Source organism: Rhizobium sp. Root1212 (assembly GCF_001424985.1).
Lineage (GTDB): Bacteria > Pseudomonadota > Alphaproteobacteria > Rhizobiales > Rhizobiaceae > Pararhizobium.
This window is the reverse complement of the sequence record NZ_LMDA01000001.1, coordinates 1,374,995-1,400,747: the sequence shown is the minus strand read 5'-3', so window position 1 is coordinate 1,400,747 and position 25,753 is coordinate 1,374,995. Positions and strand designations below refer to the sequence as shown.

Annotated in this window: 24 protein-coding genes and 1 tRNA gene; 16 read left to right on the top strand and 9 right to left on the bottom strand. The window is 61.2% G+C overall.

Features of this window, described 5'->3' with window-relative positions:
* Positions 1–8: 8 nt before the first annotated feature.
* Both ccoO and ccoN read right to left on the bottom strand, forming a co-directional pair.
* Positions 9–740: a cytochrome-c oxidase, cbb3-type subunit II gene (ccoO, locus tag ASC86_RS06650; RefSeq protein WP_056317784.1), complete on the bottom strand. Its 732-nt coding sequence runs from the start codon at positions 738–740 to the stop codon at positions 9–11.
* Between the two features lie 11 nt (positions 741–751).
* On the bottom strand, positions 752–2,362 hold the full coding sequence (gene ccoN, locus ASC86_RS06645) for a cytochrome-c oxidase, cbb3-type subunit I (protein ID WP_056317781.1): 1,611 nt from the start codon (positions 2,360–2,362) through the stop codon (positions 752–754).
* Between the two features lie 211 nt (positions 2,363–2,573).
* On the opposite strand from ccoN, the gene ASC86_RS24955 reads away from it, so the two are divergent.
* Positions 2,574–2,747 carry a DUF1328 domain-containing protein gene (locus ASC86_RS24955; RefSeq protein WP_082509894.1) on the top strand — a complete coding sequence of 58 codons (174 nt, stop codon included), beginning with the start codon at positions 2,574–2,576 and terminating at the stop codon, positions 2,745–2,747.
* Positions 2,748–2,796: 49 nt separating this feature from the next.
* Here ASC86_RS24955 and ASC86_RS06640 read toward each other — a convergent pair whose 3' ends face one another.
* From ASC86_RS06640 to ASC86_RS06630, 3 genes are all read right to left on the bottom strand, one after another.
* Positions 2,797–4,221, bottom strand: a complete 1,425-nt coding sequence (locus ASC86_RS06640; protein WP_056317778.1) for a sensor domain-containing diguanylate cyclase — start codon at positions 4,219–4,221, stop codon at positions 2,797–2,799.
* 227 nt (positions 4,222–4,448) lie between these two features.
* Positions 4,449–4,524 (bottom strand) — tRNA-Ala (locus ASC86_RS06635).
* A 239-nt stretch (positions 4,525–4,763) separates the two neighbouring features.
* A complete protein-coding gene (locus ASC86_RS06630; protein WP_056318370.1) occupies positions 4,764–5,150 on the bottom strand; it encodes a TIGR02300 family protein in 387 nt (128 codons plus the stop codon).
* A 290-nt stretch (positions 5,151–5,440) separates the two neighbouring features.
* Between ASC86_RS06630 and cmk the strand changes: the two genes are divergently transcribed.
* Positions 5,441–6,073, top strand: coding sequence for a (d)CMP kinase (gene cmk, locus ASC86_RS06625; RefSeq protein WP_056317775.1), 633 nt, complete (start codon positions 5,441–5,443; stop codon positions 6,071–6,073).
* A gap of 117 nt (positions 6,074–6,190) precedes the next feature.
* Positions 6,191–7,894 (top strand): 30S ribosomal protein S1, encoded by a 1,704-nt coding sequence (gene rpsA / locus ASC86_RS06620; protein WP_056317772.1) that lies wholly within the window; start codon positions 6,191–6,193, stop codon positions 7,892–7,894.
* Between the two features lie 74 nt (positions 7,895–7,968).
* Here rpsA and ASC86_RS06615 read toward each other — a convergent pair whose 3' ends face one another.
* Positions 7,969–9,729 carry a hypothetical protein gene (locus tag ASC86_RS06615; RefSeq protein ID WP_056317771.1) on the bottom strand — a complete coding sequence of 587 codons (1,761 nt, stop codon included), beginning with the start codon at positions 9,727–9,729 and terminating at the stop codon, positions 7,969–7,971.
* Positions 9,730–10,073: 344 nt separating this feature from the next.
* Between ASC86_RS06615 and ASC86_RS06610 the strand changes: the two genes are divergently transcribed.
* Positions 10,074–11,456 (top strand): nicotinate phosphoribosyltransferase, encoded by a 1,383-nt coding sequence (locus ASC86_RS06610; protein ID WP_056317768.1) that lies wholly within the window; start codon positions 10,074–10,076, stop codon positions 11,454–11,456.
* 77 nt (positions 11,457–11,533) lie between these two features.
* Positions 11,534–11,872 carry a DUF6665 family protein gene (locus ASC86_RS06605; protein WP_056317765.1) on the top strand — a complete coding sequence of 113 codons (339 nt, stop codon included), beginning with the start codon at positions 11,534–11,536 and terminating at the stop codon, positions 11,870–11,872.
* A 4-nt stretch (positions 11,873–11,876) separates the two neighbouring features.
* Here ASC86_RS06605 and ASC86_RS06600 read toward each other — a convergent pair whose 3' ends face one another.
* Both ASC86_RS06600 and ASC86_RS06595 read right to left on the bottom strand, forming a co-directional pair.
* A complete protein-coding gene (locus ASC86_RS06600) occupies positions 11,877–13,169 on the bottom strand; it encodes a hypothetical protein (RefSeq protein WP_056317763.1) in 1,293 nt (430 codons plus the stop codon).
* 68 nt (positions 13,170–13,237) lie between these two features.
* Positions 13,238–13,864, bottom strand: coding sequence for a ribonuclease D (locus ASC86_RS06595; protein ID WP_056317760.1), 627 nt, complete (start codon positions 13,862–13,864; stop codon positions 13,238–13,240).
* Positions 13,865–13,972: 108 nt separating this feature from the next.
* Between ASC86_RS06595 and ASC86_RS06590 the strand changes: the two genes are divergently transcribed.
* From ASC86_RS06590 to ASC86_RS06540, 10 genes are all read left to right on the top strand, one after another.
* A complete protein-coding gene (locus tag ASC86_RS06590) occupies positions 13,973–14,299 on the top strand; it encodes a hypothetical protein (RefSeq protein ID WP_056317757.1) in 327 nt (108 codons plus the stop codon).
* Positions 14,300–14,552: 253 nt separating this feature from the next.
* Positions 14,553–15,014, top strand: a complete 462-nt coding sequence (locus ASC86_RS06585) for a hypothetical protein (protein ID WP_056317754.1) — start codon at positions 14,553–14,555, stop codon at positions 15,012–15,014.
* Between the two features lie 353 nt (positions 15,015–15,367).
* A complete protein-coding gene (locus ASC86_RS06575; protein ID WP_056317748.1) occupies positions 15,368–16,051 on the top strand; it encodes a hypothetical protein in 684 nt (227 codons plus the stop codon).
* A gap of 1 nt (position 16,052) precedes the next feature.
* A complete protein-coding gene (locus ASC86_RS06570) occupies positions 16,053–17,441 on the top strand; it encodes an O-antigen ligase family protein (protein ID WP_056317746.1) in 1,389 nt (462 codons plus the stop codon).
* Complete coding sequence (locus tag ASC86_RS06565) at positions 17,438–18,217, top strand: metallophosphoesterase (RefSeq protein WP_056317744.1); 780 nt, start codon at positions 17,438–17,440, stop codon at positions 18,215–18,217. Before ASC86_RS06570 ends, ASC86_RS06565 begins: the two co-directional genes overlap by 4 nt.
* A gap of 111 nt (positions 18,218–18,328) precedes the next feature.
* The gene (locus tag ASC86_RS06560) at positions 18,329–20,506 is read left to right on the top strand and encodes a Wzz/FepE/Etk N-terminal domain-containing protein (RefSeq protein ID WP_056317741.1); all 2,178 of its coding nucleotides are present in this window, start codon (positions 18,329–18,331) and stop codon (positions 20,504–20,506) included.
* 424 nt (positions 20,507–20,930) lie between these two features.
* Positions 20,931–21,479, top strand: coding sequence for a transglutaminase-like cysteine peptidase (locus ASC86_RS06555; RefSeq protein ID WP_056317738.1), 549 nt, complete (start codon positions 20,931–20,933; stop codon positions 21,477–21,479).
* Between the two features lie 183 nt (positions 21,480–21,662).
* Positions 21,663–22,838 carry a TMEM43 family protein gene (locus ASC86_RS06550; RefSeq protein WP_056317735.1) on the top strand — a complete coding sequence of 392 codons (1,176 nt, stop codon included), beginning with the start codon at positions 21,663–21,665 and terminating at the stop codon, positions 22,836–22,838.
* Positions 22,839–22,993: 155 nt separating this feature from the next.
* On the top strand, positions 22,994–23,776 hold the full coding sequence (locus tag ASC86_RS06545; protein ID WP_056317734.1) for a YdcF family protein: 783 nt from the start codon (positions 22,994–22,996) through the stop codon (positions 23,774–23,776).
* 45 nt (positions 23,777–23,821) lie between these two features.
* Positions 23,822–24,457: a trimeric intracellular cation channel family protein gene (locus tag ASC86_RS06540; RefSeq protein ID WP_056317731.1), complete on the top strand. Its 636-nt coding sequence runs from the start codon at positions 23,822–23,824 to the stop codon at positions 24,455–24,457.
* Positions 24,458–24,472: 15 nt separating this feature from the next.
* On the opposite strand, the gene irrA is transcribed toward ASC86_RS06540, so the two are convergent.
* Complete coding sequence (gene irrA, locus ASC86_RS06535; protein ID WP_056317728.1) at positions 24,473–24,889, bottom strand: iron response transcriptional regulator IrrA; 417 nt, start codon at positions 24,887–24,889, stop codon at positions 24,473–24,475.
* Positions 24,890–25,211: 322 nt separating this feature from the next.
* Here irrA and fabA point away from each other — a divergent pair, with 322 nt between their 5' ends.
* Complete coding sequence (fabA, locus tag ASC86_RS06530) at positions 25,212–25,727, top strand: 3-hydroxyacyl-[acyl-carrier-protein] dehydratase FabA (protein WP_056317726.1); 516 nt, start codon at positions 25,212–25,214, stop codon at positions 25,725–25,727.
* Positions 25,728–25,753 lie beyond the last annotated feature (26 nt).

The following is a 25,753-nucleotide window of genomic DNA, read 5'->3' as shown; positions in this document are numbered from 1 at the left end:
GGTGCCTCCTATCGCGCGCCGGCGGTTTCGTCGTAGGTCTTGAAGTCGACCAGCGTGCCGAGCATCTGCAGGTAGGCAACGAGCGCATCCATCTCGGTCAGCGCCTGCGGATTGCCGTCGAAATCGCCGAGCTTGGCCTTGGGGTAGCGGGCCTCGATGCCGGACGTATCGGCATTCGGATCGGCCTGCGCCTTGATGTCGGCCGCGGCGTTCTCGATCATCTCGTCGGTATAGGGAACGCCGAGGGCGCGGTTTGCCTTCAGGTCCATCGTCACCGTATTCACCGCGAGCGGCGTGTCCTTCAGGAAGGAATAGCTCGGCATCACCGATTCCGGTACGACGTCGCGCGGCTCGATCAGGTGCTGCACGTGCCATTCGTTCGAATAGCGGTCGCCGACGCGGGCGAGATCCGGCCCGGTGCGCTTCGATCCCCACTGGAACGAGTGGTCGTACATGGATTCGGCGGCGAGCGAATAATGCCCGTAGCGCTCAACCTCGTCGCGGAAGGGGCGGATCATCTGGCTGTGGCAGACGTAGCAGCCCTCACGCACGTAGATGTTGCGGCCCGCCAGCTCCAGCGGCGAATAGGGTCGCATGCCCTCCACTTTCTCGATGGTGTTTTCGAGGTAGAAGAGCGGGGCGATCTGCACGATGCCGCCGATGGAAACGACGATCAGCGATCCTACGAGCAGAAGCGTCGCGTTGCGCTCGATCAGCGAATGCTTGTCAAGAAGTGCCATGGTTGCGGCTCCTATTCGGCCGGCTGGGGCTGGGTGGCGAGACCGGGAATGGCGGTCTCCTCACGCTGGTAGCCGAGGATTGTCATGGTGATGTTGAAAGCCATGATGAGCGCGCCCGTCAGATAGAGCCCGCCGCCGATGGCGCGCACCACGTAGTAGGGGAACATGGCTGCCACGGTTTCCGCGAAGGAGTAGACGAGGAAGCCCTGCGCATCGTATTCGCGCCACATCAGGCCCTGCTGGATGCCGGCAACCCACATCACGGCGGCGTAGACCACGATGCCGAGGGTGGCGAGCCAGAAGTGCCAGTTGACCATGCGCATGCTGTAGAGCCGCTCGCGCCCCCAGAGTTTCGGTGTCAGGTAATACAGCGCGCCAAAAGTGATCAGGCCGTTCCAGCCGAGCGCGCCGGAGTGCACGTGGCCGATGGTCCAGTCGGTATAGTGGCTGAGCGAGTTGACCGACTTGATCGACATCATGGGGCCTTCGAAGGTCGCCATGCCGTAAAAGGCGATGGCCATGACCATCATGCGCACGATCGGATCGGTGCGGATCTTGTCCCAGGCGCCCGAGAGCGTCATCAGGCCGTTGATCATGCCGCCCCAGGAGGGCATCCACAGCATGATCGAGAACACCATGCCGAGCGTCTGCGCCCAGTCGGGCAGCGCCGTGTAGTGCAGGTGGTGCGGGCCGGCCCAGATATAGAGGAAGATCAGCGACCAGAAGTGGATGATCGACAGGCGGTAGGAATAGACCGGCCGGTTTACCTGCTTCGGAACGAAGTAATACATCATGCCGAGGAAGCTGGTGGTGAGGAAGAAGCCGACGGCATTGTGCCCGTACCACCACTGGGTCAGCGCATCCTGCACGCCGGAAAAGGCCGAATAGCTCTTTGAGCCGAGGAACGAGACCGGCACCGCCAGGTTGTTGACCACATGCAGCATGGCGATGGTGATGATGAAGGCGAGGAAGAACCAGTTGGCCACATAGATATGCGGCTCCTTGCGCTTCAGGATCGTGCCGAGGAAGACGACGAGATATGAGACCCAGACGACCGTCAGGAACAGGTCGACATACCATTCGGGCTCCGCATATTCGCGGCTCTGGGTGATGCCGAGCAGATAGCCGGTCGCCGCCATGACGATGAACAGCTGATAACCCCAGAAGACGAACCAGGCGAGATCGCCGCCGAACAGCCGGGCGCGGCAGGTGCGCTGGACGATGTAGAAGGAGGTCGCGATCAGCGCATTGCCGCAGAAGGCAAAAATGACCGCCGAGGTGTGCAGCGGGCGGGTGCGGCCGAAATTGAACCAGGGCTCGATATCGAGATCGGGAAAAGCGAGCTGCAGCGCCACGACGACGCCGACGAGGAAGCCGACCACGCCCCAGAACATGGTGGCGATCACGCCGTAGCGGATCGGCCCGTCCATGAAGGCATCCGGGTCCACCTTCGGCTGAGGCTCGAAGGACGAGATGCGCATCAGGATGGTGGTGGCGCAGATGAGAACGAAGAAAAGCACCCACATGTGGTTTGCAAACGGCTGGTCTACCGCGAAAGCCGCCGCAAGCAGGGCCAGGAAGGCCGAGAGGCCGGTGCCGATGATGGCGCGTCCGTGTGTCATGGAAGAGGTCCCCACCTCGATGTATCAGCGACGAAAGCGGCCGCCGGCGCAAAATGACCCGCAACGGATCGCGGGCCTTCACGTCAATTCATAAGGGGATGGGCTTTATGCGCCTTGATTCAGATCAAGTGGGGCGGCGGTGATGCGAGAGCGGAACCGGAATGGGGGTGGCGGCGTTCTTCCGGCATTGAACCACGGAAGGAAAATTTCGATGCTGAAATGGGCGCTTATCTTCTTCGTCATCTCGCTGATCACCGGCTTTCTAGGCTTCTCCGGCGTTTCGGCGGCAACCGCCACGATCGCGAAAGTCCTGTTCTATATCGCGCTCGTCGTCTTCCTGATTTTCCTCGTGCTCGCCTTCATGGCCGGCAGCGTGGTCGTCTGACCGAAGATGCGAAAGAGGCCGGCGGGATCGTTCCGCCGGCCTTTGCATGTCATTCGCTAAGCGCTGCCGCCTTGATGTCCTCGTAGTGGGCCTGCTTGTCCCGATACATCAGGAGATCGGCTCGGCGCACGACCGTTTCCAACGCATCGCCCGACGCACTGGTTGCGGAGCCCACGGCAATGCTGATCGGGGCGTCGGAATAATACTGGTTGTTGATCTCGAGCAGCTTGCGGACATTGTCTATCATCGCGATCACGTCGGCATCATCGCTACCGGGCATGATGATCGCGAATTCATCGCCGCCAATCCGGGCCGCGTGGTGGGGCTGAGAGACGGCCTCGTTCAGCACTTCGCCCATACGCCGCAGCAGCGCATCTCCCGCCGCATGGCCGAGCTGGTCGTTCGTGACCTTCAACCCGTTCATGTCGATGACGATGATGGAAACCGGGCGCACGGACTTGCGCTGCAGGCGGTTCAGTTCATCCGTATAGAAGGCGCGATTGTGCAGCTTGGTCAGCACGTCGTGCTTGCCGAGATATTCGAGATAGGCCTCGGCCTTCTTGCGTGCGGTGATATCGGTGAGCGACACCTGCACCAGTGACCAGTCGCGCTCGCGGCCAGGGAAGACGGAAAATTGCAGCAGCACATAGCGCTCGGTGCCGTCGAGCGCATAGTTTACGACTTCGCGCTGGTGGAAGAGATTGCCGTTCCACAGATCGATCAGCTGTTCGCGAAAATGCTTTTCCATTTCGTCGCGGAAAATCTCCGCCTGCCGATGCAATAGCGTCTTCACATCGGGCGCGCGAAAAAGATCGAGCGTCGCCCTGTTGACGTCGATGACGCGAATTTCGCTCATGCACTGGCGCACGAACTCCGGGTGGACATCGGTGAAGACGCGGAAATCGACGATGCCGCGATCGCGCACGCCGTCGAGCAGGGCCTTCACGCCGCTGAAATCCTCGACCCAGAGGGAGACGGGGGAATGTTCGAACACGCCCTCGGCATAACGGCGGGCATCCTCGCGCGCGGTGACGTCCTCGGTCGTCAACAGCACCTTGCCGAGCGTCTCCTCATGACCGGGAAGCACCGAGCCGCGCAGCTGGATATCGAGCCTGCGGCCCGAAAGCGTATAGTTGACCGCGGTGCCGGAAAATTCGCGGCGGCCTTCCCAGAGCTGGGACAGCTCATTGATGTGGCTGGTCAGCATCTCGTCTCGGAAAACCCTGTCGAGATTGGCGACGAGGTGATCGCGGTCGCGCGCTTCGAACAGGTCGAGCGTGCGCCGATTGACTTTCAGAACGCGGATGCGCTGCGAACAGGCAGCGACGCGGGCGAGATCCGCCTGCAGCCAGGACCGGATATCCCGCACGCCTTCGGCCCGCCAGAGATCGAACAGCTCCCTGACCCCGCTGAAATCCTCGATCCACATCGCAATCGGCGCAAGGTCGAAGATATTGGCTTCATCGGCATTCATTCGGTGCACTCGCAGAGGTCAGCCGCCCCGCAGCCCAGCCGCAGGACGCAATTGTTCCGTTACGCGCAGAGGTACACGGGCGCTTGCAGGAGCACAACGCAACTTTCGCACACGAGCCATGCGGAACCCAGGATCGAGGGATTCGTATTCCATCTGACATGGAAAACAATGAGGTTGTTCTGCATATCGGCTTGATTTAACTAAATAATATAAAAACTTTGGAGGTTTGGTGGAGCTAAGCGGGATCGAACCGCTGACCTCTTGCATGCCATGCAAGCGCTCTCCCAGCTGAGCTATAGCCCCATATCGGGTTCCGGCGAGGCCGGTCCGGGAAGTCTGTCCGGGCGCTTCGTCCCGGTCAGTGGCGGCTTATTACTTGCGCTTTTCGCAGATGGCAAGCCGAAAAATCAGAGCAGGTGCAATTTTCTCTGTCTGCCCCGCCAGCGGCCTCGCGAAAATCACGCGGGAGCCAATTGCAAGCCTTATGAAAGGCTTAAAAGAAGCCCCGCAGAACCGATCGGCTTGCGGGGCTTTTTTAAAACTCAGACTTCGTCGTCGTCGTCGGAAACGCCGATCAGGTCGGACAGGCCGTCGTCATCGTCGTCTTCGTCTTCTTCCAGGAAGGTGTCGTCGTCGTCGCCTTCGATCTCGACGTCGTCATCGCCCATGTCCGGAATGTCGTCGCCGCTATTGCCTTCGTCGGCCTCTTCCAGCGAGACCAGTTCGACTTCGGTGTTCTCGGTATCGACTTCCTGAACATCCTCTTCCTCGGCCTTTTCCATGACCTTGGCGACCGAGGTCTCTTCGAAGAAGGACAGCGGATAGGACTTTCCGGTATAGGGAGAAACGATCGGGTCCTTGTTCAGATCGTAAAACTTACGGCCCGTTTCCGGATCGATGCGCTTGGTTCCAAGTTCCGCTTTTGCCACGGTCAAAGCCTCTTGAGTAGCCGGAAGAGCCGGCATCTGCCGGAAAACCGGCGTTGACGATGAAATGAATTAGCCGGTCCCCATAATCGTCTTGGCTTTGTCTGTCAAAGCCTAACTTTCCGTGGGTCGCGGCCATGAGAGGTGGCTTTTGAAGCCAAAAAGTCAAGCCGCGCCCGTCGAGATATCGACGGCGCTCGCTCGCCGGCTTGGCCTTCCACCCCGTTTTCCGCTAACAGGAGGAAACATCGGCCGCGCAAACATCTCTCCGCGGCCCTCGGAACGCTAAGGACATGCCCATGATTATCGCCATCGACGGACCCGCAGCCGCAGGCAAGGGAACGCTTTCGCGCCGGATCGCCACGGAATTTGGCTTCCATCATCTCGACACGGGCCTGACCTATCGCGCCACCGCAAAGGCGCTGCTCGATGCCGGCCTGCCGCTCGACAACGAGCCGGTCGCCGAGAAAATGGCGCTGGAAGTCGAGCTTGCCGGCCTCGACCGCAGCGTGCTGTCCGCCCATGAGATTGGCGAAGCGGCCTCCAAGATCGCCGTCATGCCGTCGGTGCGCCGCGCTCTGGTGGAAGCGCAGCGCGCCTTTGCCGCCCGCAAGCCCGGCGCGGTGCTCGACGGCCGCGATATCGGCACCGTCGTCTGCCCCGGTGCGCCGGTGAAGCTTTATGTGACGGCGTCCGCGGATGTGCGTGCCCGCCGCCGTTTCGACGAGATGGTTGGAAACGGCATTCCGGCCGACTATCTATCGGTTCTGGCAGATATCAGGAAGCGCGACGAACGGGATATGGGCCGGGCCGACAGCCCGCTTCGACCCGCCGAAGACGCGCACTTGCTTGATACGTCCGAAATGAGTATAGAGGCCGCATTCTTGGCGGCGAAGGCTCTGATCGACGCTGCATTGAAGAAATAGTCCGAAAGACCGTCCCCGCGCCGGATTTGCTCCTTAACTGATGGAGCGGATGGATTTCGGACCTGATCAACACCAACCACCGGCGCCTGTGCCCGATACGGCACATCAGGAGTATTCATGTCTCAAGCCAATCCCACCCGCGACGATTTCGCCGCGCTGCTGCAGGAATCCTTTGCCACGCAGGATCTTGCCGAAGGCTACGTTACCAAGGGTATCGTGACCGCCATCGAGAAGGACGTCGCGATCGTTGACGTCGGTCTCAAGGTCGAAGGCCGCATCGCGCTCAAGGAATTCGGCGCCAAGGCCAAGGACGGCACGCTGAAGGTCGGCGACGAAGTCGAAGTCTATGTCGAGCGCATCGAAAACGCTCTCGGCGAAGCTGTCCTGTCGCGCGAGAAGGCTCGCCGCGAGGAAAGCTGGATTCGTCTCGAAGTCAAGTTCGAAGCCGGCGAGCGCGTCGAAGGCGTTATCTTCAACCAGGTCAAGGGTGGTTTCACCGTCGATCTGGACGGCGCTGTTGCCTTCCTTCCGCGTTCGCAGGTCGATATCCGTCCGATCCGCGACGTGACCCCGCTGATGCACAACCCGCAGCCCTTCGAAATCCTCAAGATGGACAAGCGTCGCGGCAACATCGTTGTTTCGCGTCGTACGGTTCTGGAAGAGTCCCGCGCCGAGCAGCGTTCTGAAATCGTTCAGAACCTCGAAGAAGGCCAGGTTGTTGACGGCGTCGTCAAGAACATCACCGATTACGGTGCGTTCGTTGACCTCGGCGGCATCGACGGCCTGCTGCACGTCACCGACATGGCCTGGCGCCGCGTCAACCATCCGTCGGAAATCCTGTCCATCGGCCAGCAGGTCAAGGTTCAGATCATCCGCATCAACCAGGAAACCCACCGCATCTCGCTCGGCATGAAGCAGCTCGAGTCCGATCCGTGGGATGGCATCGGTGCCAAGTACCCGGTCGGCAAGAAGATCTCCGGTACCGTCACCAACATCACCGACTACGGTGCATTCGTAGAGCTGGAGCCGGGCATCGAAGGCCTGATCCACATCTCCGAAATGTCCTGGACCAAGAAGAACGTACATCCCGGCAAGATCCTGTCCACGACGCAGGAAGTCGACGTTGTCGTTCTCGAAGTCGACCCGACCAAGCGCCGCATCTCGCTCGGCCTCAAGCAGACGCTCGAGAACCCGTGGCAGGCCTTCGCGCACAGCCATCCGGCTGGCACGGAAGTTGAAGGCGAAGTCAAGAACAAGACCGAATTCGGCCTGTTCATCGGTCTCGACGGCGACGTTGACGGCATGGTGCACCTCTCCGACCTCGACTGGAACCGTCCGGGCGAACAGGTCATCGAAGAGTTCAACAAGGGCGACGTCGTCAAGGCTGTCGTTCTCGATGTGGACGTCGACAAGGAGCGCATCTCGCTCGGCATCAAGCAGCTCGGCAAGGATTCGGTCGGTGAAGCCGCCGCTTCCGGCGACCTGCGCAAGAACGCTGTCGTTTCGTGCGAAGTCATCGCCGTCAACGACGGTGGCATCGAAGTGAAGCTCGTCAACCACGAAGACATCACCTCGTTCATCCGCCGTGCCGATCTGTCGCGTGACCGCGACGAGCAGCGTCCGGAGCGTTTCTCCGTTGGTCAGGTTGTCGACGCCCGCGTCACCAACTTCTCCAAGAAGGATCGCAAGGTCATGCTTTCGATCAAGGCTCTGGAAATCGCTGAAGAGAAGGAAGCCGTCGCACAGTTCGGTTCGTCCGACTCGGGCGCTTCCCTCGGCGACATCCTCGGCGCAGCTCTGAAGAACCGCGCTGGCGAATAAGCCTTAGACCACGACATGAAGAAGCCCGCGGAAAGTGATTTCCGCGGGCTTTTTTGTTGCCGGGATGGTGGGGTTCAGGCGATGCCGCCGAGACGGCGGTAGAGTTCATAGGCATCGGCAGAGGGCTCGGCTTCCGCGCCGCCTTCGCCGTCGTCGTCGGCTTTTTCCCTGCCTGCTTCGTCCTGCTGCTCGTCCTGCTCGGATCGGTCATCCTCGTCGCGACCGAAGGATTGCGGTTCCTCTTCCTCCTCCAGCGACACGCTGCCGATGCCGGTCTTTGCCGGCGGATAGGGAATGGCGATGAAGGCCGGGACTTCGCGGGGCAGGAAAGTCTCGGGCAGGCGCTGCGGCAGCGGCTCGCGCGGCCGTTCCTCGGCTTGATGAGCTGCATTGCGCAGTGCCTCACGCGGAGTTGAGCCGGTTTCGAGATCGTCCGGCTCGGACATGAACTCTTGTTCCGGCCGGTCCGCTGGCACGACCTTCTCCGCCCGAGGATCAGCGCTGCGGAAGGCAACCTGCTCGTCGAGAATGGCTTCGATATCCTCGACCGCGGCCAGCGCGAACAGTGATTCGGCCGGCGTGTCGAGTTCTTCGGTCGTGAGCGCCAATCCCGCCTCGACCAGAACCTTCAGCGCATCGGCAATCAGGCGAGCCGAACGGTCGGTGATGGGTGTTTCCGTGCGGAATGTGGGTTGGTCGATGCCTTCGTCGCCTGCTGGGACCTCATCCTGCAAAGCTGGCGCCGATGTCGGTTCGTCGTCGATATCCTCCGGCACGGCCGTCTTCGCAGGGCCGGCAGCATTGGTTTCTGCGGCCTGCGCCTTGGTCTGCTGCGGCTGCACCTCGTCATCGGCTTCTTCCATCTGGAGCTGGGCGGCGGGGTTCGAGAGCTGCTCCGGTTCTTCCGCTTCGGGAAACGGTAGTTCCAGCGGTGCATCGGCTTCGAGCGCGTGCTCCAACGCCTCGCGGATTTCCGGATCGACCGTGCCGACGGCGATTGCCTCGACCTTGGAGAGGGCAAGCGTATCGTCTGCGAGAAAGCGCGCGATGGAACGCAGTGTCGGGAGGGCTTCTCCAGCGGGTTGGCGCGCGGCGGCAGCCGGCGCGTGTTCGGCATGCTCCGTTTCAGCTCCATCGACAGTTTCGGCAACGATCTCCTCGATGTCGTCGATACCGGTATCGCCGATCGTAGAATCTTCCTCCGCGCTGAAGGCGCTTCTCAGCGCGGCTTGCAACGCAGAGGGATCGAAATTGCCGCCGACAAGGATTGTGGCGGCGGGGCGTTGCGGCAATTCCGGCGGGCGCTGCTGCTGTTGTGGCTGCCTCATCTCGTCCAGAGGGCGGCTGGCGGCCTGTTCCGGCAATGGGCGAATCGGCACTGGCTGTCCATTGGGAAGCCGTTGCTGGGGAGTATCGAAACGGGCGGGCACCTCCGGCAGCGGCGGCTTGACGACCTCGGCGAGGATGCGGGCGGAAAGCAGCAGATTGCGCTGGCCGAGCTGCTTTTCGAGCGCGAGCCGGGCGGCCGGCGGCAGGGCTTCGATGGCCGCGGCGATCCGCTTGCTGAGCGCAAGCAGGCTTTCCTGCGGCAGCGGCGGCAGCTTCAGGAGGCGCGCCAGCGTATCGAGCAGGCGCACCAGCGCCTCCTTCGGCAAGGTCTCGCTGCCGAGAAGCTGCTTGTTGATCGTTTCGAGGATACGCAACGCGGCTTCCGACTGGCGGCCGGAGAGGGTGATCGGCAGCACCGGCACCTTTTCCTTCGGCAGCACGGCTTCGGGCGCCAGCACATGGGCGGACGGCGTCGCGGTCTTGACTGTGAGAATGGGCGTCAGCATCGCAATCTCCGTCCGCTGGTGTTTCGGGTCCGGGTTGCCCCGGCCAATTTACGCATCGCCGCGCGTCGGCTACCATCAGACAAGCCGGGGGACATCATCGGGACGAGAAACTGAGCGCGTCATGCGCAGGCCCGAAAGCATCACCCTCGGCAAACTGCGGCACCTCGACCGCGCCAAGCGCGGCTTGCATTTCGGTTATCAAAGTATGACGAATATATTGATGGATTGTTAATCATGTTGCGGATGCGAAGGCGAAACCGCCGATACCGCTTTCTTGCTTGCCGCTCCGGGAGGCCTCGCGTACATCTCGGGGCACCTTCATCTTTGCATCCGAAAGCGGCGCAATGGACCTCGGCAACCCGATCCTCAACACCGACAGCTACAAGTTCGGCCACTTCCTGCAATATCCGCCGGCAACCGCGGCCATCTCCGCCTATATCGAGGCCCGCGGCCAGCAAGGGGAGCCGGATGTGGTGTTCTTCGGCCTGCAGATGTTCCTCAAGGAATATCTCGGCCGGCCGGTGACGCGGGCGCATATCGAGGAGGCCGAGGCGATCGTCACCGCCCACGGCCAGCCCTTCAACCGCGACGGCTGGATGCAAATCGTCGACCGTTTCGGCGGCTATTTGCCGCTCAGGATCGAGGCCCTGCCGGAAGGCAGCGTGCTGCGCCGCGGCGTGCCGATGGTTCAGGTGGTCAATACCGATCCCGCAAGCTTCTGGCTGACCTCGCATATCGAGACCGCGCTGCTCCGGGCCGTCTGGTATCCCTCGACCGTCGCCAGCCAGGTGCGCAAGCTGAAGCGGCTGCTGCAGCCGATGCTGGAAAAGACCGCCGACAATCCCGATGCGGTGCTGCCCTTCAGCCTGCATGATTTCGGCGCCCGCGGGGCGACTTCGCTGGAGCAGGCGGGGCTCGGCGGCGCTGCCCATCTTCTGCACTTTCGCGCAACCGACAACATGGCCGGCGTGCTCAATGCGCGCCGCTATTACGATGCGGCGATGGCCGGTCTTTCGATTCCGGCCTCCGAGCATTCGACCATGATCGCCTGGGGCGTGGAGGGCGAACCGCGCGCCTTTGCCAATATGGTCGATCGCTTTGCCGCCGGGGGCAGCGTGTCCGTCGTCTCCGACAGCTTCGACATCAACTATGCCGTCTCGGAAATCTGGGGCAGGGAGCTTGTCGAAAAGGTGAAGGCGAGCGGCGGACGGGTAATCATCCGCCCGGACAGCGGCGATCCGATCGAAACGCCGGTGCATGTGGTGCGCCAGCTCGACTATCATTTCGGTTCCAGCCTCAACGGCAAGGGCTTCAAGGTGCTGCATCCTTCGGTGCGGGTGCTGCAGGGCGACGGGCTTTCCACCGCAGACATGAACCAGATTCTCGGCCGCCTCGAAGGTTTCGGCTTCTCGTCCGAAAACATCGCCTTCGCGATGGGATCGGCGATCCTGCAGAAGGTCAACCGCGACACCTATTCCTTCGCCATGAAGGCCAATGCCCGTCAGGACGAGACCGGCCGCTGGCACGATCTCTTCAAGCGCCCGGCGACCATGAACGTGAAAGCCTCCAAGGCAGGCCGGCAGGCCGTGGTGAGCACGCCTGCGGGACCGGAGGCGGTCCGCTTCGACGATCTCGGCGACCGCCGCAACTTGCTCGTTCCCGTCTGGGAAAACGGCCGGCTGCTGAAGGACTGGAGCTTTGCCGAGGTGCGCGAACGCGCCCGCTGAGGGGATGCCAACAGCCGGACTTGCGATCATCCGCACAAAACGCCATGTTTGAAGCTGCGCCCAAACGGGAGTTTCCAGTGACCGTCCGTCTGCCCCAGGCTCTTGCCCCGTCCTTTTCCCGCGATACCGGGCTGAACCTGCTCGAATACGAGCTGATGGCCGAGCGGGCGGATTCGCTCGGGCGCCATGGCCTGAAGGTGGAAAAGGCGATCGAGGCCCTGTCGGCAATCGATGCACAGACGCCGCCGGAAAAGCGCGAGGAGCTTCTGAACGACGCCGCCGATACGGTCTGGGCCTTCTTCATCCAACGGGAAATCTGCGGCCTGCGCTCCAATCGCGATGCGGTCCAGCGCTACGGTATTCCAAAGGAGGTTGTCGCGCGGCTGGGGATCGTTCGGCCCGCAAAGGTGCGTTAAGCGATCAGGCCGCTTCCAGCTCCTTGCGCAACAGCAGAATGGCGTAAATGCCGTTTTCATCCACGTTGACGGCGAGGATATCCTGCTCCGCATCCTGGCGGTCGGCATCGCTTTGCTGGCCTGCCCTTGCCAGAAGCACCGCCTGCTGCATCTCCGCCTCCGGCGTTCCGGGTTCCGGTTCTTCCTGGGCCGCCACGCCCGAAGGTGCTGCGTCACCCGACTTTTCCGCATCCGCAACGGTTTCGGCGATCTCGCCGCTTGCGGCCACGACCTGAATGGTTTCGAGCGCGAGGGCAACGTTGACCTTGCTGTCCGTTTGGCCGGCATCGCCCGTTTTCATCGTCTCTTCGGTGACGTCGCCGATGGCTTCGCGGCTTTCCTTGACGTCTTCGAGCTTTTCCGTGTTTTCGCGGGCGGCGATATCCGCTTCCCGTTCCTTGCGGGTCTCGGTATCCTCGATCTCGGTCGGGTCGCTGTTCAACCGCTCCAGCTTCAGCTCTTCGAGGCTTTTCGGATCGGCGACATCGTCGAGGCGCTGCAGCACCTTGCGTATGTCGGCGCTCGCCATCTTCTCGTCGGCAGCCTTGTCGTCGAGGATCGCCTTGATTTTCTGCGCTTCCTCGCCATGGGGCCGCTTGATCGCGGCGATCATCTCCTGGGCGGTGATGCCGAGATCGGCAAGGCCGGTCTTCTTTTCCAGTGTGTCGGTCGTTTCCGGCAGGCTGCGGCGATCGAGGGCTAGGGCGGTGCCCAGGCGGCGGCTGTAGTCGTCGTCACTCTCATCAGTGCCCTGCACGACGCCGCCACGCACCGCAAAGCGCGCCAGCGTTTCCGCCATGGCGCTCGGATTGTCCGCCGTGCCGTTGATTACACCGGCGATATCCTCGGCGGAAACCTTGAAGCGCGCCAGCGTCACCTCGGGATTGGCGGCAAGCGCCTCCTTCTTGCCGATCATGCTGGAGAGCACGAGGCTGTCTTCAAGACGCGTGCCGAAATCCATGTCGCTTTCGCCGGCATCCCGCGCCAGGCCCATGGCGGAGGCAAAGCGCGCCATCAGCGTCGCCATCGGATTTTCATCGCGCTTCTGCGCGCCGAAGAAATGTTCGCTGATTCGGGCATTGGCGGCTCGCGCCGATTCGTCGGCGGCAACACGGGCCTTGAGGATTTTTTCCTCGTCCTTCGTGCCCTTCAGCTTGTCCTCTTCCTCCTGCCGGCGCTTTTCGACGTCGTCGATGACCGACTGCACGAGCGAGGTGACGATCGTGCTTGCGCCTTGCTGGGTCGGAGGCAAAATCATGGAAAAGGTCCGTTGCCGTCAAAGATGCAGACGATGATAGGCAGCAACCGTTAACTCGGCCTTAACCCTCAGCTATGGGCGAAGATATCGGTTTCCTCCCAACCGAGCAGGTCGAGCTTGGCGCGGGTCGGCAGGAATGCGAAGCAGGCGTCCGCATGCTCCATCCGCCCGTCGCGCAAAAGCCGCGCCGTCAGCTTGTCGCGCAGGGCATGCAGGTAGAGCACATCCGAGGCGGCATATTCGAGCTGCGCCTGCGAAAGCTTTTCCGCCGCCCAGTCCGAGGATTGCTGCTGCTTGGAGATATCGACCTCCAGCATTTCCTTGAGATTGTCCTTGAGGCCGTGCCGGTCGGTATAGGTGCGCGTCAGGCGAGAGGCGATCTTGGTGCAGAACACCGGCGTCGTGGTCACGCCGAAGGTGTGGAACAGAACCGCGATATCGAAGCGGCCGTAATGGAAGATCTTCTGGCGAGCGGGATCGGTAAGCATCGCGACGAGATTGGGCGCTTGCCTCTGGCCGGCCGCGATCCGGATTACATCGGCCGTCCCATCGCCCGACGAGAGCTGGACGACGCACAGGCGGTCCCGGCGCGGGATCAGCCCCAGCGTTTCGGTATCGATGGCGATGGCGCCAGTATAGCGCGCGGTGTCTTCCGCTGCGATGTCGCCCTCGTGAACCCGTATTGTATTCGCCATGGAAATCCCCACTTCACTCTCGAGAGACGACTGGCTATAGCGCATGTCGCGGGCAGGCGATACCGTCTGCGACGGCGGTGGGATGTCTCGGTAAATCGGTGGACCGGAATGCAGATATCGAAGACCACGATTTCCATGATGGCGGGGCTGGCGCTGCTTGCTCCCTTGCCGACGCTTGCTGATGTCGGCCGCGCCGGGCCGGTCGAACTCGCCCAGTTCTTTACCGATCTGCCGGGTGTCGAGCCGCAGGAACCGCTGAATGCGCCGAGCGACGTAGTCTGCGAGCAGATACTAGAGCGGCGCGAGGGCACCGAACCGACCAACGGACAGCGTTACAACGTCCTGAACAGTTGCAGCCGCAAGGGCGGCCCAGAATTCCGCTCGCCGCAACTGCCTTTGTCGCTGGAGCGGGAGAAGCGCGGGCTCGGATATTGAGCGCACCGGCCGTTTGATTCCAATGGAAACGGCACCGAGATTCCTGTTTACCCTTAGCGTAACTTGTGCTTTACGAATGCACCGTTCGGATACACTGTCGCTACAGTGGTAAACGAGCTACAGGCCTTGCATGTCAAGCATTTCAACGGGAAAGCTTATTGACAGCGCCGACAAGAAGATTCTAGTGTGGTTATTATAGTTTTAATTGCGTCAGGCATTTCCAGGAGTCTTTCGCGTTTTGAGAGGTTTGATTATGTTTAAGAAGACTTTCTTCATTGCCGCGCTCGCGATTGTCGGCGCATCCGCATCAGCAAATGCCGCAACGCTTGGCGAAGCCAATTCCGCAATCGGCGCGATCTCGGGTTGCAGCGGCGCTGCATGCGACAGCTCGATCCAGGCCGCTATCGCTGCGGTTCAGTCGCTTCCGGCTGGTGCGCAGCGTGATACCGCAGCAAGCGATCTCGTTGCCGCCATTGCCAACGCATCTGCCGGCAACACCGGCATGTCCACCCAGATGGCGTCCTATGCCGCCAACTCGTGCACTTTGATTTCCAATCCGGAAGCCGCTTCGGTTTGCGCAAACATCGAAGTCGCCATCCGTACCGGCCAGCCGCAGACCGCAACCGCAGCGATTGCCGATCCGGGCACGGGCGGCAACGGCGGTTATGACGGCGCGACCCGCGGCGATAACTTCGGCGACGACGACGCCAGCTGATTCGGCTGCTCTTGTCGAAATTCTAGAAGAAGACGCCCTCCCTGTGAGGGCGTTTTTTTGTGGCCTTCCGCCACTTGCCGTCCGGTGCCGCCGTCTTTTCGAATATGCCTTCTGATATTTCATGATGCGGCCAGGAAACTCGCATGTGCCCGCACAGTCTATCCGCGAATAATTCGGCTCTTTGGAAATAAACGCACCGGGTATCACGTCTGATATCTTGCTTAAACTTTTCCGGATATATACGCCCTGTCGCCTGCGCACCGGGGAAGAGGCGTGCGTGAAGGGCGGTTTCGCTCGAGGATACGGCCCGCAAATGTGCGGTTTGAAAGAAAGCTTTGATGAGACGCTCGTACATGTCGATTGCTGCCGTTTGTCTTCTGGCAATGCTTGCAAGCGCCTATGCTTTGTCGAAGGAGCTGTCTCCGTTTCTGGCGCTGCCTGTCGAAGAGGCCGCCAATGCGGAAGCCTATGCTTCCGAGGATTTCGGCGTCGGCCTGTCCTCCTATTCGCGGGAAATGGTCATGAAGAGCTGCTTCAGGATCGTGCTCGGCTATACCGACCTGCAGTTGCTCTATGAGCCGGCCCGCAATGTGGTCGACAAATGCCGCCTGCGCGCCGCTGAAGTCGTCGAAAGAACTCCCAGCGATTCCTTCGCATGGCTCGTTCGGGCCGCGTCGTCCATCCGGCTCGTCAAGGTCGAGGAGTTCAACGCGGCCCTGCGCAACTCCCAGAAGACCGGTCCGAATGAGCAGTGGATTGCACGCGAGCGCATCGAGCTGGCCGAGAATTTCTATGGCCGCACGGACGACGCCACCAAGACCACGCATGAAACTGATCTGGCCCTTATGGCGAGCAGCTATCGAGGCGTGAAGGTGATTGCGCGCCGCTATGTGTCGGACCCAAATTTCCGCGCCCGCATCACCACGGTCGTTGAGAAGCTGCCGGCAGAGCGGCAACGTCTGTTCGTCGGGAACGTCAAAAAGGCGATGCAGGAGATAAGAAACGCCGCCCCGCCGGCAGAGGGAAACAAGATCTGACATGAAGCCATCGGCCCGCTTCCACTCGGCGCGAAACGCCCTCAACAACCAGATCATCTGGCCGATCCTGCTGGTGCTGTTTCTGGCGCCCTTTGCCTTCGGCAGCACCAAGCCCGCATTCTGGACATTGTGGAGCACGATCCTGTTCGGTTGCGGCACCTATGTCTTCGCGCGCATGGCCATCGTCGATGCGCAGTTCCGTATTTCGCCGAGAAGCATGCCGGTATCCCTGACCCTGTTTGCGGCCCTCGGGCTTTACATGCTCGTTCAGATCATCCCGCTGGGAAGCCTTGCGCCGGTGATGCCGGCCGGGACGCAAGGCGTCTTCGAGTTCGGCAGCGGCGCGATCAGCCTGGCGCCGAACGATACCCTGCTTGCGGCCATGCGCTGGGCGACCTACGGCCTTCTGTTTTTCCTCGTGCTTCAGGCCACCGCCAACCAGCAGCGTGCCCGGCTGTTCCTCAAGATACTTTTCTGGAGCATCGTTCTTCATGCGATCATTGCCCTGCTCTTTCTTCTGCAATTCGGAGATACGATCCTCGGCATTCCGAAATGGAAGTATTTCGGCGATGCGCTCGGCGGTTTCATCAACCGGAATTCCTTTGCGACTTTTCTCGCGATGGGATGCGTCATCGGTCTGAATTTCCTCCTTCCTGGAAACGGCGCCGCCTCGATGATAAAAACCGGGCGTCCGACCCGGATCGGCCGCGACACGGTTTTCATCGGCGTCGGACTGCTTATCCTGCTGGTGGCGCTGATTGCGACGAATTCGCGGATGGGCGCCTTTGCCGCGATCTGCGGCATGGCGATGTCGCTCGGGCTTGCCTTGTCCAAGCGGCTCACCGGTTTTCGCGCCTGGCCCCTCGTCGCGCTTCTTCTCGCGGCAATCGTCTTTGCCGTCATCACCTATGGCGCGACATTTACCGAGCGGCTGGGGCGGGCGGGAGACGATGCGGCTATCCGCCAGCAGCTCTATGCGCAGGTGATCGACATGATCGGCCTGCGGCCGCTGCTCGGCTATGGCGGCGACAGTTTCGAATATGTCTTTCTCCTGTTCCACCAGCCGCCCGTCAGCGTCGATCTCGTCTGGAGCAAGACGCATTCGACCTACCTCGCGCTTTGGAGCGATTACGGGCTTGTCTTCGGCAGTCTGCCTATTCTTCTCATCGGCTTCCTATTCTTTCAGCTATTGTCCACCCACCGCATGCTTGTCGGTCAGGATGCCTTGATCCGCTGCGGTATCGGCGCGATCGTGACCGGGGCCGTACACTCGCTGGTCGATTTCAGTCTCGAGATCGAGGCAGTCACGTTCGTCTTCGTCGCGTTGCTTGCCGTCGCCTGCGCGCGCAGCTTCGAAGTCCGAACTGCGGCCCGGGAGGAAAATCCATGATCGCCAGCTTGTTTGGCTTCTTGCGGCGCAGCCACAAGGAACCGGTTCACGCCGCCGAGCGGCCGAAACGCTTTTTCGATGAAGGCCCGGATCACATCTATGCTATCGGCGACGTTCACGGCTGCGACGACCTGCTGGCCGCGCTCGAAGACCGGATCATCGAGGATGCCCGGCAGCGTCAGGGGACCAAATGGCTGGTCATGCTCGGCGATTATGTCGACCGCGGCCCGAAAACCGCCTCTGTGCTCGATCGACTGACGGCGCGCGCGCCAGAGGGCTTTACGCGCATCTGCCTGGCGGGAAACCACGAGGAGATCATGCTCGACTTTCTCGAAAATCCCGCCGCCGACCATCGCTGGCTCGATTTCGGCGGTCTGGAAACGCTCCACTCCTACGGCATCCACAAGCTGCCGAGCAATCGACAGGCGCTCCGCAATACGCTGCTGAGCTACATTCCCCAGGAGCATATCGAATTCCTCGAGCGGTTGCCCTCGTTGGTGAGCGTGCCCGGCTATTGCTTCGTGCATGCCGGCATACGGGAAAACCAGCCGCTGAGCGAACAGGAAGATGCGGCGCTGTTGTGGCTACGTCCGCGCGCTAGCGGCGAACCGGCGCCGCAGCGCGACTTCATCGTCGTGCACGGCCACACGCCCGTTACCGATGTCGAGATCGTCGGCGGTCGCATCAACATCGACACCGGCGCCTATATGTCGGGGAAACTCTCGGCTGTCCGTCTTTCCCGCAATGAAAAGCCTGCACTTCTTCAGTGCAGTTAATGATGTTGCAATTTCGCAATTGTAGCAAAACGGTTATCTGCTAAGACTTGTCGCGATAATAGACGGCATATTTTGTGCCTGAGATAAAATTACGTATTTATTCATCGCGGCATGATCCGCCAAAATAATGGTTTCCATATTATGGATGCAGAAATCGACCTCAAGGGCATACTTGGAATAATTCGCCGTCAGATGTGGCTTATTCTAAGTACAATTGCCGCCATCCTTGTCGTCACGATTATCCTCACATATTCGCTTACGCCAAAATATACTGCGACGGCGCTCATTCTGGTCGATACAAGCCAGAAGAATGTTCTAGACGCGACCAATGTTCTGGCCAATCCGAGCGCTGACAACGCACGCGTGGAAAGCGAGGTGGGCATCCTCAAGTCCAACCGCATCCTGCTCGATGTGATCAGAGACAACAACCTCGTCAGCGACGACGAATTCGGCATCAAGGTCTCGCTCAAGGACCGGGTCTTGTCGTGGCTACACGTGCCGCTGCCGCCCGCGCCGACCCCGGATGAGGCGGTTGCGATGGTTCTGGACAAATTCCAGAAGGCCGTCACCGTCAATCGTTCGGGCCTGACCTATCTGATCAACGTCAGCGTGGTGTCGATCGATCCGGCCAAGGCGGCCAAGCTCGCCAACTCGATTGCCGACACCTACATCGAGGCGCAGATCGGTGCCAAGGTCGCCTCGACGCTTGCGGCGCGCAATGCGATCCAGAACCGCGTGCCCTCGGCAAGCGCCGCCATCGTCGAAAACGAGAAGCGATTCGATTCCTACATCAACGAAAACATGGACCGGCTGGAACAGTCGAATTCCGTCGGGCTGAAGGCCTTGAGGACACAGCTCGACCAGATCAATGCGCAGCGTATGGCCGAAGCCGGCCGTATCGACACGATCCAGAAATCGCTGCAGACGCAGGATTTTGCCTCCCTCGTCAGCGAGTTGGGCACGGATGCGCTGAAGAAGCTTCAGGAACAGCGCGAAACCCTGGCGTCGCAGATGTCGCGGGCCGCCGACGGCAGCACGGAAGCGATCAACCTCAAGGCGGAACTGGCAAAGCTCGACGATCAACTGGCCCAGACCGCAACACACGAAATCAGCGGCCTGCAGAAGTCGCTCGGTTCCTATCAGGACCGGGCAAACGACGTGCGCAACCAGATCCGCACGACCGTCCTGCAGGGCGATCTTCCGCCGGAAGTGCTGACCGAATTCCTTGGCCTGCAGCAATCGGCCGAAAACGCCCGCGCCCAGTACCAGAACCTCCTGAAGCGCGTTCAGGATCTCGACGCCCAGTCGACCCTGCAATTGCCGGACAGCCGCGTCGCCTCGGCTGCGATGGTGCCGAATTCGCCGTCGTTCCCGAACAAGATGCTGATCATCTCGCTGGCCCTGCTGGTTGCGATCGGCCTTGGCCTTGGCCTCGCGATCCTGCGTGAGTATTTCATCGGCGGCTTCGTCGATGAAAACCAGATCGAGACCGTGCTGAAGCTGCCGCTCTCGGCTATCGCGCCGCGCCAGTCCACTGCCGATGAGAGCAACAAGGCGTCCTCGCCGAACTCCAGCCTGTCCGACCTGATGGTGACGGCGCCGCTGTCGCTGTTTGCCGAATCCGTCCGGCGGCTGCGCCTGACGCTCGACCAGCAGGAGCGGAAACGTCCGGCCTCGGCGCGCGGCGACGGCGATGAGGGCCAGATCATCATGGTCTCCTCGTCGCTTCCCTCCGAAGGCAAATCGACCATGGCGCTTTCTCTCGCGCGCGCCTACGCCCTGACCGGCAAACGCACGCTGCTGATCGATTGCGATCTGCGCAAGCCGAGCATCAACCGTCACCTGAACCTCGAACCGAACCACGACTTCATCGACTATCTGCGCCAGGACCGAAACTCGGCGACGCTGACCTCGCTGATCATGCGCGACCCGATGACCAATCTCACCGTGCTTCTTGGCGGACGCCGCAGCGATATCGCCACGGACGAGTTGGTCATGAGCGAGAAGATGGGCCGCATCCTCGCCAGTGCCCGCAAGCATTTCGATTATATCGTGCTCGACACGCCGCCGGTCGAGCCGGTCGTCGACGGGCTCTATCTCGCCCGTCATGCCGATATGATCGTGTTCGTGATCAAGTGGGCGAGCACGCCGCAATCGAGCGCCAAGCACTCGGTCAATGCGCTCAAGGAAAATCGCAACCCGCATGCCGGCATCGTCACCCTGCTCAACCAGCAGGACCGTGCGAAGATGTCGGGTAACTACAGCTACTCCGGCTATTACACCGAATAGTCACGACCTGCGACAAAACTCAAAAATTGCCTGAACTCCCCGGTTTCCGGGGAGTTTTTTCATTTTCAGACCGGTTTTCGCGTCGGTGCGCGAAACGTGGTTGGCAACCGGTAAACGTCCGTTTGCGCCGGTAAATATCGGCATTGTTTCAAATTCTTACAGGAGCGGTCTTCGGGCCTTCCCGGCCAGGCTGGAAGCACGAAAGGCCTGGCGTTCAAGGGGGACAGCCTGGCAATCGTCATTTGCATAAAATTGTACCGATCGATTTAAGCGCACCGAAAAGCCCCTTTTGTATCGTGGTGATACAGGCGGACCAGGGAAATGGTTTCCTTCGGCGGCATGATGCTCCTCCCCCTGACCCGAGATGAACTCGGTTCAACAAAAAGAAGCCTTGGACAGAAGGCTGACGGACAGGGAAAAGAACATGTTCAAGAAAGCAATCATCGCGATCGCAACCATCGCCGCGCTCGGCGCCTCCAGCATGTCTTCGGCCAACGCCTTCATGGGCCAGAGCCGTAACGTCAAGATCGGCCGCCAGGCTACGGTCCCGATTGCCTTCTCGCTCTATTGCCTCAAGCATCTCGAAGAGTGCCGCCCCTCCAGCCAGTCGCAGGTGGCCTACACCGCCAAAGTCCGCAATCTGCTCGCCTCGGTCAATCGTTCGGTCAACCGCAGCATCCGCCCGGTGCGCGAAAGCCGCGACGTCTGGTCGTTGAACCCGACCTCCGGCGACTGCGATGACTATGCCGTCACCAAGCGCAGCCGCCTCATCCGTGCCGGCATTCCGTCGGGCGCTCTGCGTATCGCCGTCGTCCGCACGCCAGCCGGCGAGGGCCATGCCGTGCTGCTGGTCAAGACCAATGCCGGCGAATTTGCGCTCGACAACCTGCGCCAGACCATCGTCAAGCGCAACCAGACCGGCTACCGCTACGTCAGCGTTGCCTCGGCCAATCCGATGCGCTGGACGCGTTAACGGATCAGCGCCGTTCCGGGAGAGACGAGGGGAGAGGTGGTCTCATCGCCTCTCCCTTTTCTTTGCGCGAAGGGCGGCAAAGAGCCCAATTCGGTGAAATTCCGTTAGTCAAATCGAATGTAGAATAGGGCAACGGTTTGAAACGTTTCCCTCGGGGAAAAGGCTTGGCGCAGGGGGCCGGTCATGAGCATTACAGAAACAACGACGACATCCTGGTTCTCACGGCTAAAGAGCGGTCTGCTCGGATTGCTGATCGGGCCGCTTCTGGGCCTGGGCATGATCTGGCTTCTGTCCTGGAACGAGGGCCGCTCGGTCAAGACCTACAATGCGCTGGTCGAAGGCGCAGGCGTCGTCGTCTCGGTCGACAGCGGCGCGGTCGATGCGGCCAATGACGGCAAGCTCATCCATATTTCCGGGCCGGTGACGCCGCAGGGCGTGCCCGAGGACCAGAGCTTCGGCATCGAGGCGCAAGGCGCCGTTGGCCTGAAGCGTCAGGTCGAGATGTACCAGTGGGTCGAAGACACGAAGAGCGAGACCAAGAAGACGCTCGGCGGCGGCGAGGAAACGGTCACCACCTACAGCTACCACAAGGAATGGCAATCGCGGCCGATCGATTCCTCTGATTTCCGCGATGCCGGCAGCCACGAAAACCCGTCGATGCCGGTCGAGAGCGAGCGTTTCTGGGTTGAAAGCGCAACCGTTGGCGCCTTTACGGTCGATGGTGAAGCTGTTGCCGATCTCGGTGCCGATAAGCCGCTTGCCGTCGATGCCGCGGCGCTGGGCCGGATCAGCACCAATCTCGGCACCGATCTGCCGGTCAGGGCAAACGGCGCCACGATCTATGTCTCGCAAAACCGGCAATCGCCGGCCATCGGCGATCTGAGGATCAATTTCACGCGGCAGGATGTCGCCACCGCCAGCTTCGTCGGCGCCCAGCGCGGGGATGCGCTGACGGACGATTTCAAGACCAGCAACGGCCGCACCGTGTTCCTCAGCGCTGCCGGCACCGTCGGCGCGCCGGACATGTTCGAAACCGCCCAGAGCGAGAATACACTGATCACGTGGCTGGTGCGTGCCGGTGGTTTGCTCGGCATGTTCATCGGCTTTGCCATGATGCTGTCGATCCTCGGCATCGTCGCCGATGTCATTCCCTTCGTCGGCTCGATCGTCAGCTTCGGCACCTCGGCCATCGCGCTGATCCTGACCGTGCTTCTCGGGCCGTTGGTTATCGCCGTCGCCTGGATCGCCTATCGGCCGATCATTGCCATCGCCGTGCTTGCGGCCGGTGTGCTGCTGGCTGCTGGTGTTATCTACCTGCGCCGCGGCAAGGCGGCAGCCCCCGCGGCGGCCGCCGGCTAAGCCCTGCGGTGCAGCACCGTTCATAAAGCAAGCCCCCGAAGCGAGCATCGTTTCGGGGGCTTTGTTTTACCGCCGGTGCAAAACCGCTTCACAGCCTTGCGCAACATGCTTTAGGGTCGCGGCAACCGAAAGCTTCGCATGACCGGCTGATCTCGATGTTTCTTGTCTCCAAACTGTTCTGGCTGGTGGCGCAGCCGCTTTCCCTGGTTTTCATCCTCCTGTTCCTCGCGCTGGTGCTGAACGGCTTCGGCATGCGCGGCGGGTTCGTTGCCGGGCTTGCCGCGGTCATCCTCTTCGTGACGCTGTTCACCACGGCGGGTTCGGTGATGCTGCAAACGCTGGAGGATCGTTTCCCCCGCCCCGCCGCGCTACCGGCCGATCTGTCCTGCATCATCATCCTGGGCGGCGCCTTCGAAAACGAAGTCATGGCAAGCCGCGGCGGCATCGAATTCAACCAGGCGGCCGACCGTTTCGTCGAGGGTCTGCGGCTGGCGCAGGCGCATCCGAATGCCCGCATTCTCGTTTCCGGCGGGGATGGCTCGTTCAGCGGCAGCTATCAGGGCGATGCCCATGCGGCGGAAGCCTTCTTCACCACCTTCGGCATTCCGGCGGAGCGGCTGATCCGCGAAGGCGCCTCGCGCACCACCTTCGAGAATGCAGCCAATACCCGCGAACTCTTGGAAAACGAGAAGCTGTCGCAATGCGCGCTCGTTACTTCGGCCTTCCACATGCCCCGCTCTGTCGGGCTGTTCCGCAAGCTCGGCATCGACGTCATCCCCTGGCCGACCGATTATCGCACGACGGGCAAGGCCAATCTCTGGTTCGATTTCAGCCAGCCGTCGCTCAATGCCCAGCTGACGACGACGGCTGTGCGCGAATGGATCGGGCTTTTCGCCTATTACATCGGCGGGCGCACGCACGCGCTCTTTCCCCGCTGACCCGGCTCTGGCAAAACATCGGTATCTGCCGCCGGAGGACGACGTTTGCCGATTCTTGAATTTCTCGATTACGCCGGTGTCGCGGTCTTTGCCGCGACCGGTGCGCTTGCCGCTTCGCGAAAACATCTCGATATCATCGGCTACGTCTTTTTTGCCGCCGTGACCGGCATCGGCGGCGGCACGCTGCGCGATCTGGTGCTGGGAGCCACCCCTGTCTTCTGGATCAGAAATCCGCTCTATATCGTCGTGTGCGGGTGCGTGGGCCTGATCGTGTTCTTTTTCGCACGGCGGTTGGAATCGCGCTATCGGCTGCTCGTCTGGCTCGATGCGGTCGGGCTTTCCGCCTATTGCGTGATGGGGGCCGGAAAGGGGCTTGCCGCCACCGGCTCGCCGATCGTCGCGCTGGTGACGGGCATGCTGACGGCAACCTTCGGCGGGATCTTGCGCGATCTGCTGGCCGGCGAACCTTCCGTGCTGATGAGGCCGGAAATCTATGTCACCGCCGCCATGGCCGGCGCTACCGTCTTCACCGCGCTCAGCTATTTTGGTGCGCCGCTGCTGGCTGCCTCCGCATGCGGCGTGCTCTGCGCCTTCTGCGTGCGCGGCGGCGCCCTGAAATACGGCTGGACGCTGCCGACCGGCGATCCGCGCCCGCCGCGCAAGCCGGATGATGTTCTTTGAAAGAGGAAAAGAAGCTCAGCGCTTGGGGCGCAGGCGAATCACCACGTCGACATGGGCGATTTCCATGCCTGCGGGCGGCTCCGGCAGGTTGCCGATCGAGATGTTGTTCACCGGAATATCCAGCACTTCATTCTCACCTTCGATGAAGAAGTGGTGATGATCGGAAACATTGGTGTCGAAATAGGTTTTGGCGCTTTCCACGGCCAGCACCCGGATCATGCCGGCTTCAGTGAACTGATGCAGCGTGTTGTAGACGGTAGCGAGCGAGACCGGCACGCCGGCCGTCACGGCCTCCTCATGCAGTTCCTCGACCGTCAGGTGACGGTCGCCCTTGGCGAAGATCAGTTCGGCAAGCGCCATGCGCTGGCGCGTCGGACGCAGCCCATACTGGCGCAGGCGGTCTTCCGAACCGATTTCCGATGCTGTCTTCATAAGATGGAGCCGGAGCCTTTTGCCTATTGCGAAATGGATATTCCTTGCCGATATAACTTTTACCCTGCCGGCTTTCAATAGTTAGCGGAGGCTTCGAAGGTCTGGAGCCGATGAAAACGGCCCGATTCTGGGGGCAAAGGGCAATTAACTCTGGCTGTCGCCCCCCCCTTCATGTATGCGACGGCGGCAATGGAACACGTGTGGGGCCGGGGGAAGCCGGGCAGCATCGGCGAGATGCCGACTGCTTTTACTTCAAATCCGTTTCGTCTTGCTCTACACAAAGTCAACGAAAAACCTTTTGCAGCGGGGAAACGGAAAGCCCATGACGACCAGACAATCCAGCTTCAACTATGAAGAAATCCTCGCCTGCGGCCGCGGCGAGCTGTTTGGTCCGGGCAATGCCCAGCTGCCGCTGCCGCCAATGCTGATGGTTCACCGCATCACCGACATTTCCGAAACCGGCGGCGCCCATGACAAGGGCTATATCCGCGCCGAATACGACGTGAAGCCGGACGACTGGTATTTCCCTTGCCACTTCCAGGGCAACCCGATCATGCCGGGCTGTCTCGGCCTCGACGGCATGTGGCAGCTCACCGGCTTCTTCCTCGGCTGGCTCGGCGAAGAAGGTCGCGGCATGGCGCTTTCGACCGGCGAAGTGAAGTTCAAGGGCATGGTCCGCCCGAACGTCAAGCTCCTCGAATACGGCATCGACTTCAAGCGCGTCATGCGCGGCCGCCTCGTGCTCGGCACCGCAGACGGCTGGCTGAAGGCCGATGGCGAAACCATTTACCAGGCATCCGACCTGCGCGTCGGCCTGTCCAAGGAAAAAGCTGCCTGAACCGCGGCCACATCGCAGCGAAATCA

What these genes read in the sequence shown, in the direction of transcription:
- ASC86_RS06595 (WP_056317760.1), bottom strand. Translation starts at nt 13,864, where the DNA reads ATGGCGAATACAATACGGGTTCACGAGGGCGACATCGCAGCGGAAGAC.
- ASC86_RS06550 (WP_056317735.1), top strand. Translation starts at nt 21,663, where the DNA reads ATGAGCATTACAGAAACAACGACGACATCCTGGTTCTCACGGCTAAAG.
- ASC86_RS06560 (WP_056317741.1), top strand. Translation starts at nt 18,329, where the DNA reads ATGATCCGCCAAAATAATGGTTTCCATATTATGGATGCAGAAATCGAC.
- ASC86_RS06640 (WP_056317778.1), bottom strand. Translation starts at nt 4,221, where the DNA reads ATGAATGCCGATGAAGCCAATATCTTCGACCTTGCGCCGATTGCGATG.
- ASC86_RS06585 (WP_056317754.1), top strand. Translation starts at nt 14,553, where the DNA reads ATGTTTAAGAAGACTTTCTTCATTGCCGCGCTCGCGATTGTCGGCGCA.
- ASC86_RS06590 (WP_056317757.1), top strand. Translation starts at nt 13,973, where the DNA reads ATGCAGATATCGAAGACCACGATTTCCATGATGGCGGGGCTGGCGCTG.
- ASC86_RS24955 (WP_082509894.1), top strand. Translation starts at nt 2,574, where the DNA reads ATGCTGAAATGGGCGCTTATCTTCTTCGTCATCTCGCTGATCACCGGC.
- ccoN (WP_056317781.1), bottom strand. Translation starts at nt 2,362, where the DNA reads ATGACACACGGACGCGCCATCATCGGCACCGGCCTCTCGGCCTTCCTG.
- ASC86_RS06565 (WP_056317744.1), top strand. Translation starts at nt 17,438, where the DNA reads ATGATCGCCAGCTTGTTTGGCTTCTTGCGGCGCAGCCACAAGGAACCG.
- rpsA (WP_056317772.1), top strand. Translation starts at nt 6,191, where the DNA reads ATGTCTCAAGCCAATCCCACCCGCGACGATTTCGCCGCGCTGCTGCAG.
- cmk (WP_056317775.1), top strand. Translation starts at nt 5,441, where the DNA reads ATGCCCATGATTATCGCCATCGACGGACCCGCAGCCGCAGGCAAGGGA.
- ASC86_RS06600 (WP_056317763.1), bottom strand. Translation starts at nt 13,169, where the DNA reads ATGATTTTGCCTCCGACCCAGCAAGGCGCAAGCACGATCGTCACCTCG.
- ASC86_RS06615 (WP_056317771.1), bottom strand. Translation starts at nt 9,729, where the DNA reads ATGCTGACGCCCATTCTCACAGTCAAGACCGCGACGCCGTCCGCCCAT.
- ASC86_RS06575 (WP_056317748.1), top strand. Translation starts at nt 15,368, where the DNA reads ATGTCGATTGCTGCCGTTTGTCTTCTGGCAATGCTTGCAAGCGCCTAT.
- irrA (WP_056317728.1), bottom strand. Translation starts at nt 24,889, where the DNA reads ATGAAGACAGCATCGGAAATCGGTTCGGAAGACCGCCTGCGCCAGTAT.
- ASC86_RS06555 (WP_056317738.1), top strand. Translation starts at nt 20,931, where the DNA reads ATGTTCAAGAAAGCAATCATCGCGATCGCAACCATCGCCGCGCTCGGC.
- ASC86_RS06610 (WP_056317768.1), top strand. Translation starts at nt 10,074, where the DNA reads ATGGACCTCGGCAACCCGATCCTCAACACCGACAGCTACAAGTTCGGC.
- ASC86_RS06570 (WP_056317746.1), top strand. Translation starts at nt 16,053, where the DNA reads ATGAAGCCATCGGCCCGCTTCCACTCGGCGCGAAACGCCCTCAACAAC.
- ccoO (WP_056317784.1), bottom strand. Translation starts at nt 740, where the DNA reads ATGGCACTTCTTGACAAGCATTCGCTGATCGAGCGCAACGCGACGCTT.
- ASC86_RS06545 (WP_056317734.1), top strand. Translation starts at nt 22,994, where the DNA reads ATGTTTCTTGTCTCCAAACTGTTCTGGCTGGTGGCGCAGCCGCTTTCC.
- fabA (WP_056317726.1), top strand. Translation starts at nt 25,212, where the DNA reads ATGACGACCAGACAATCCAGCTTCAACTATGAAGAAATCCTCGCCTGC.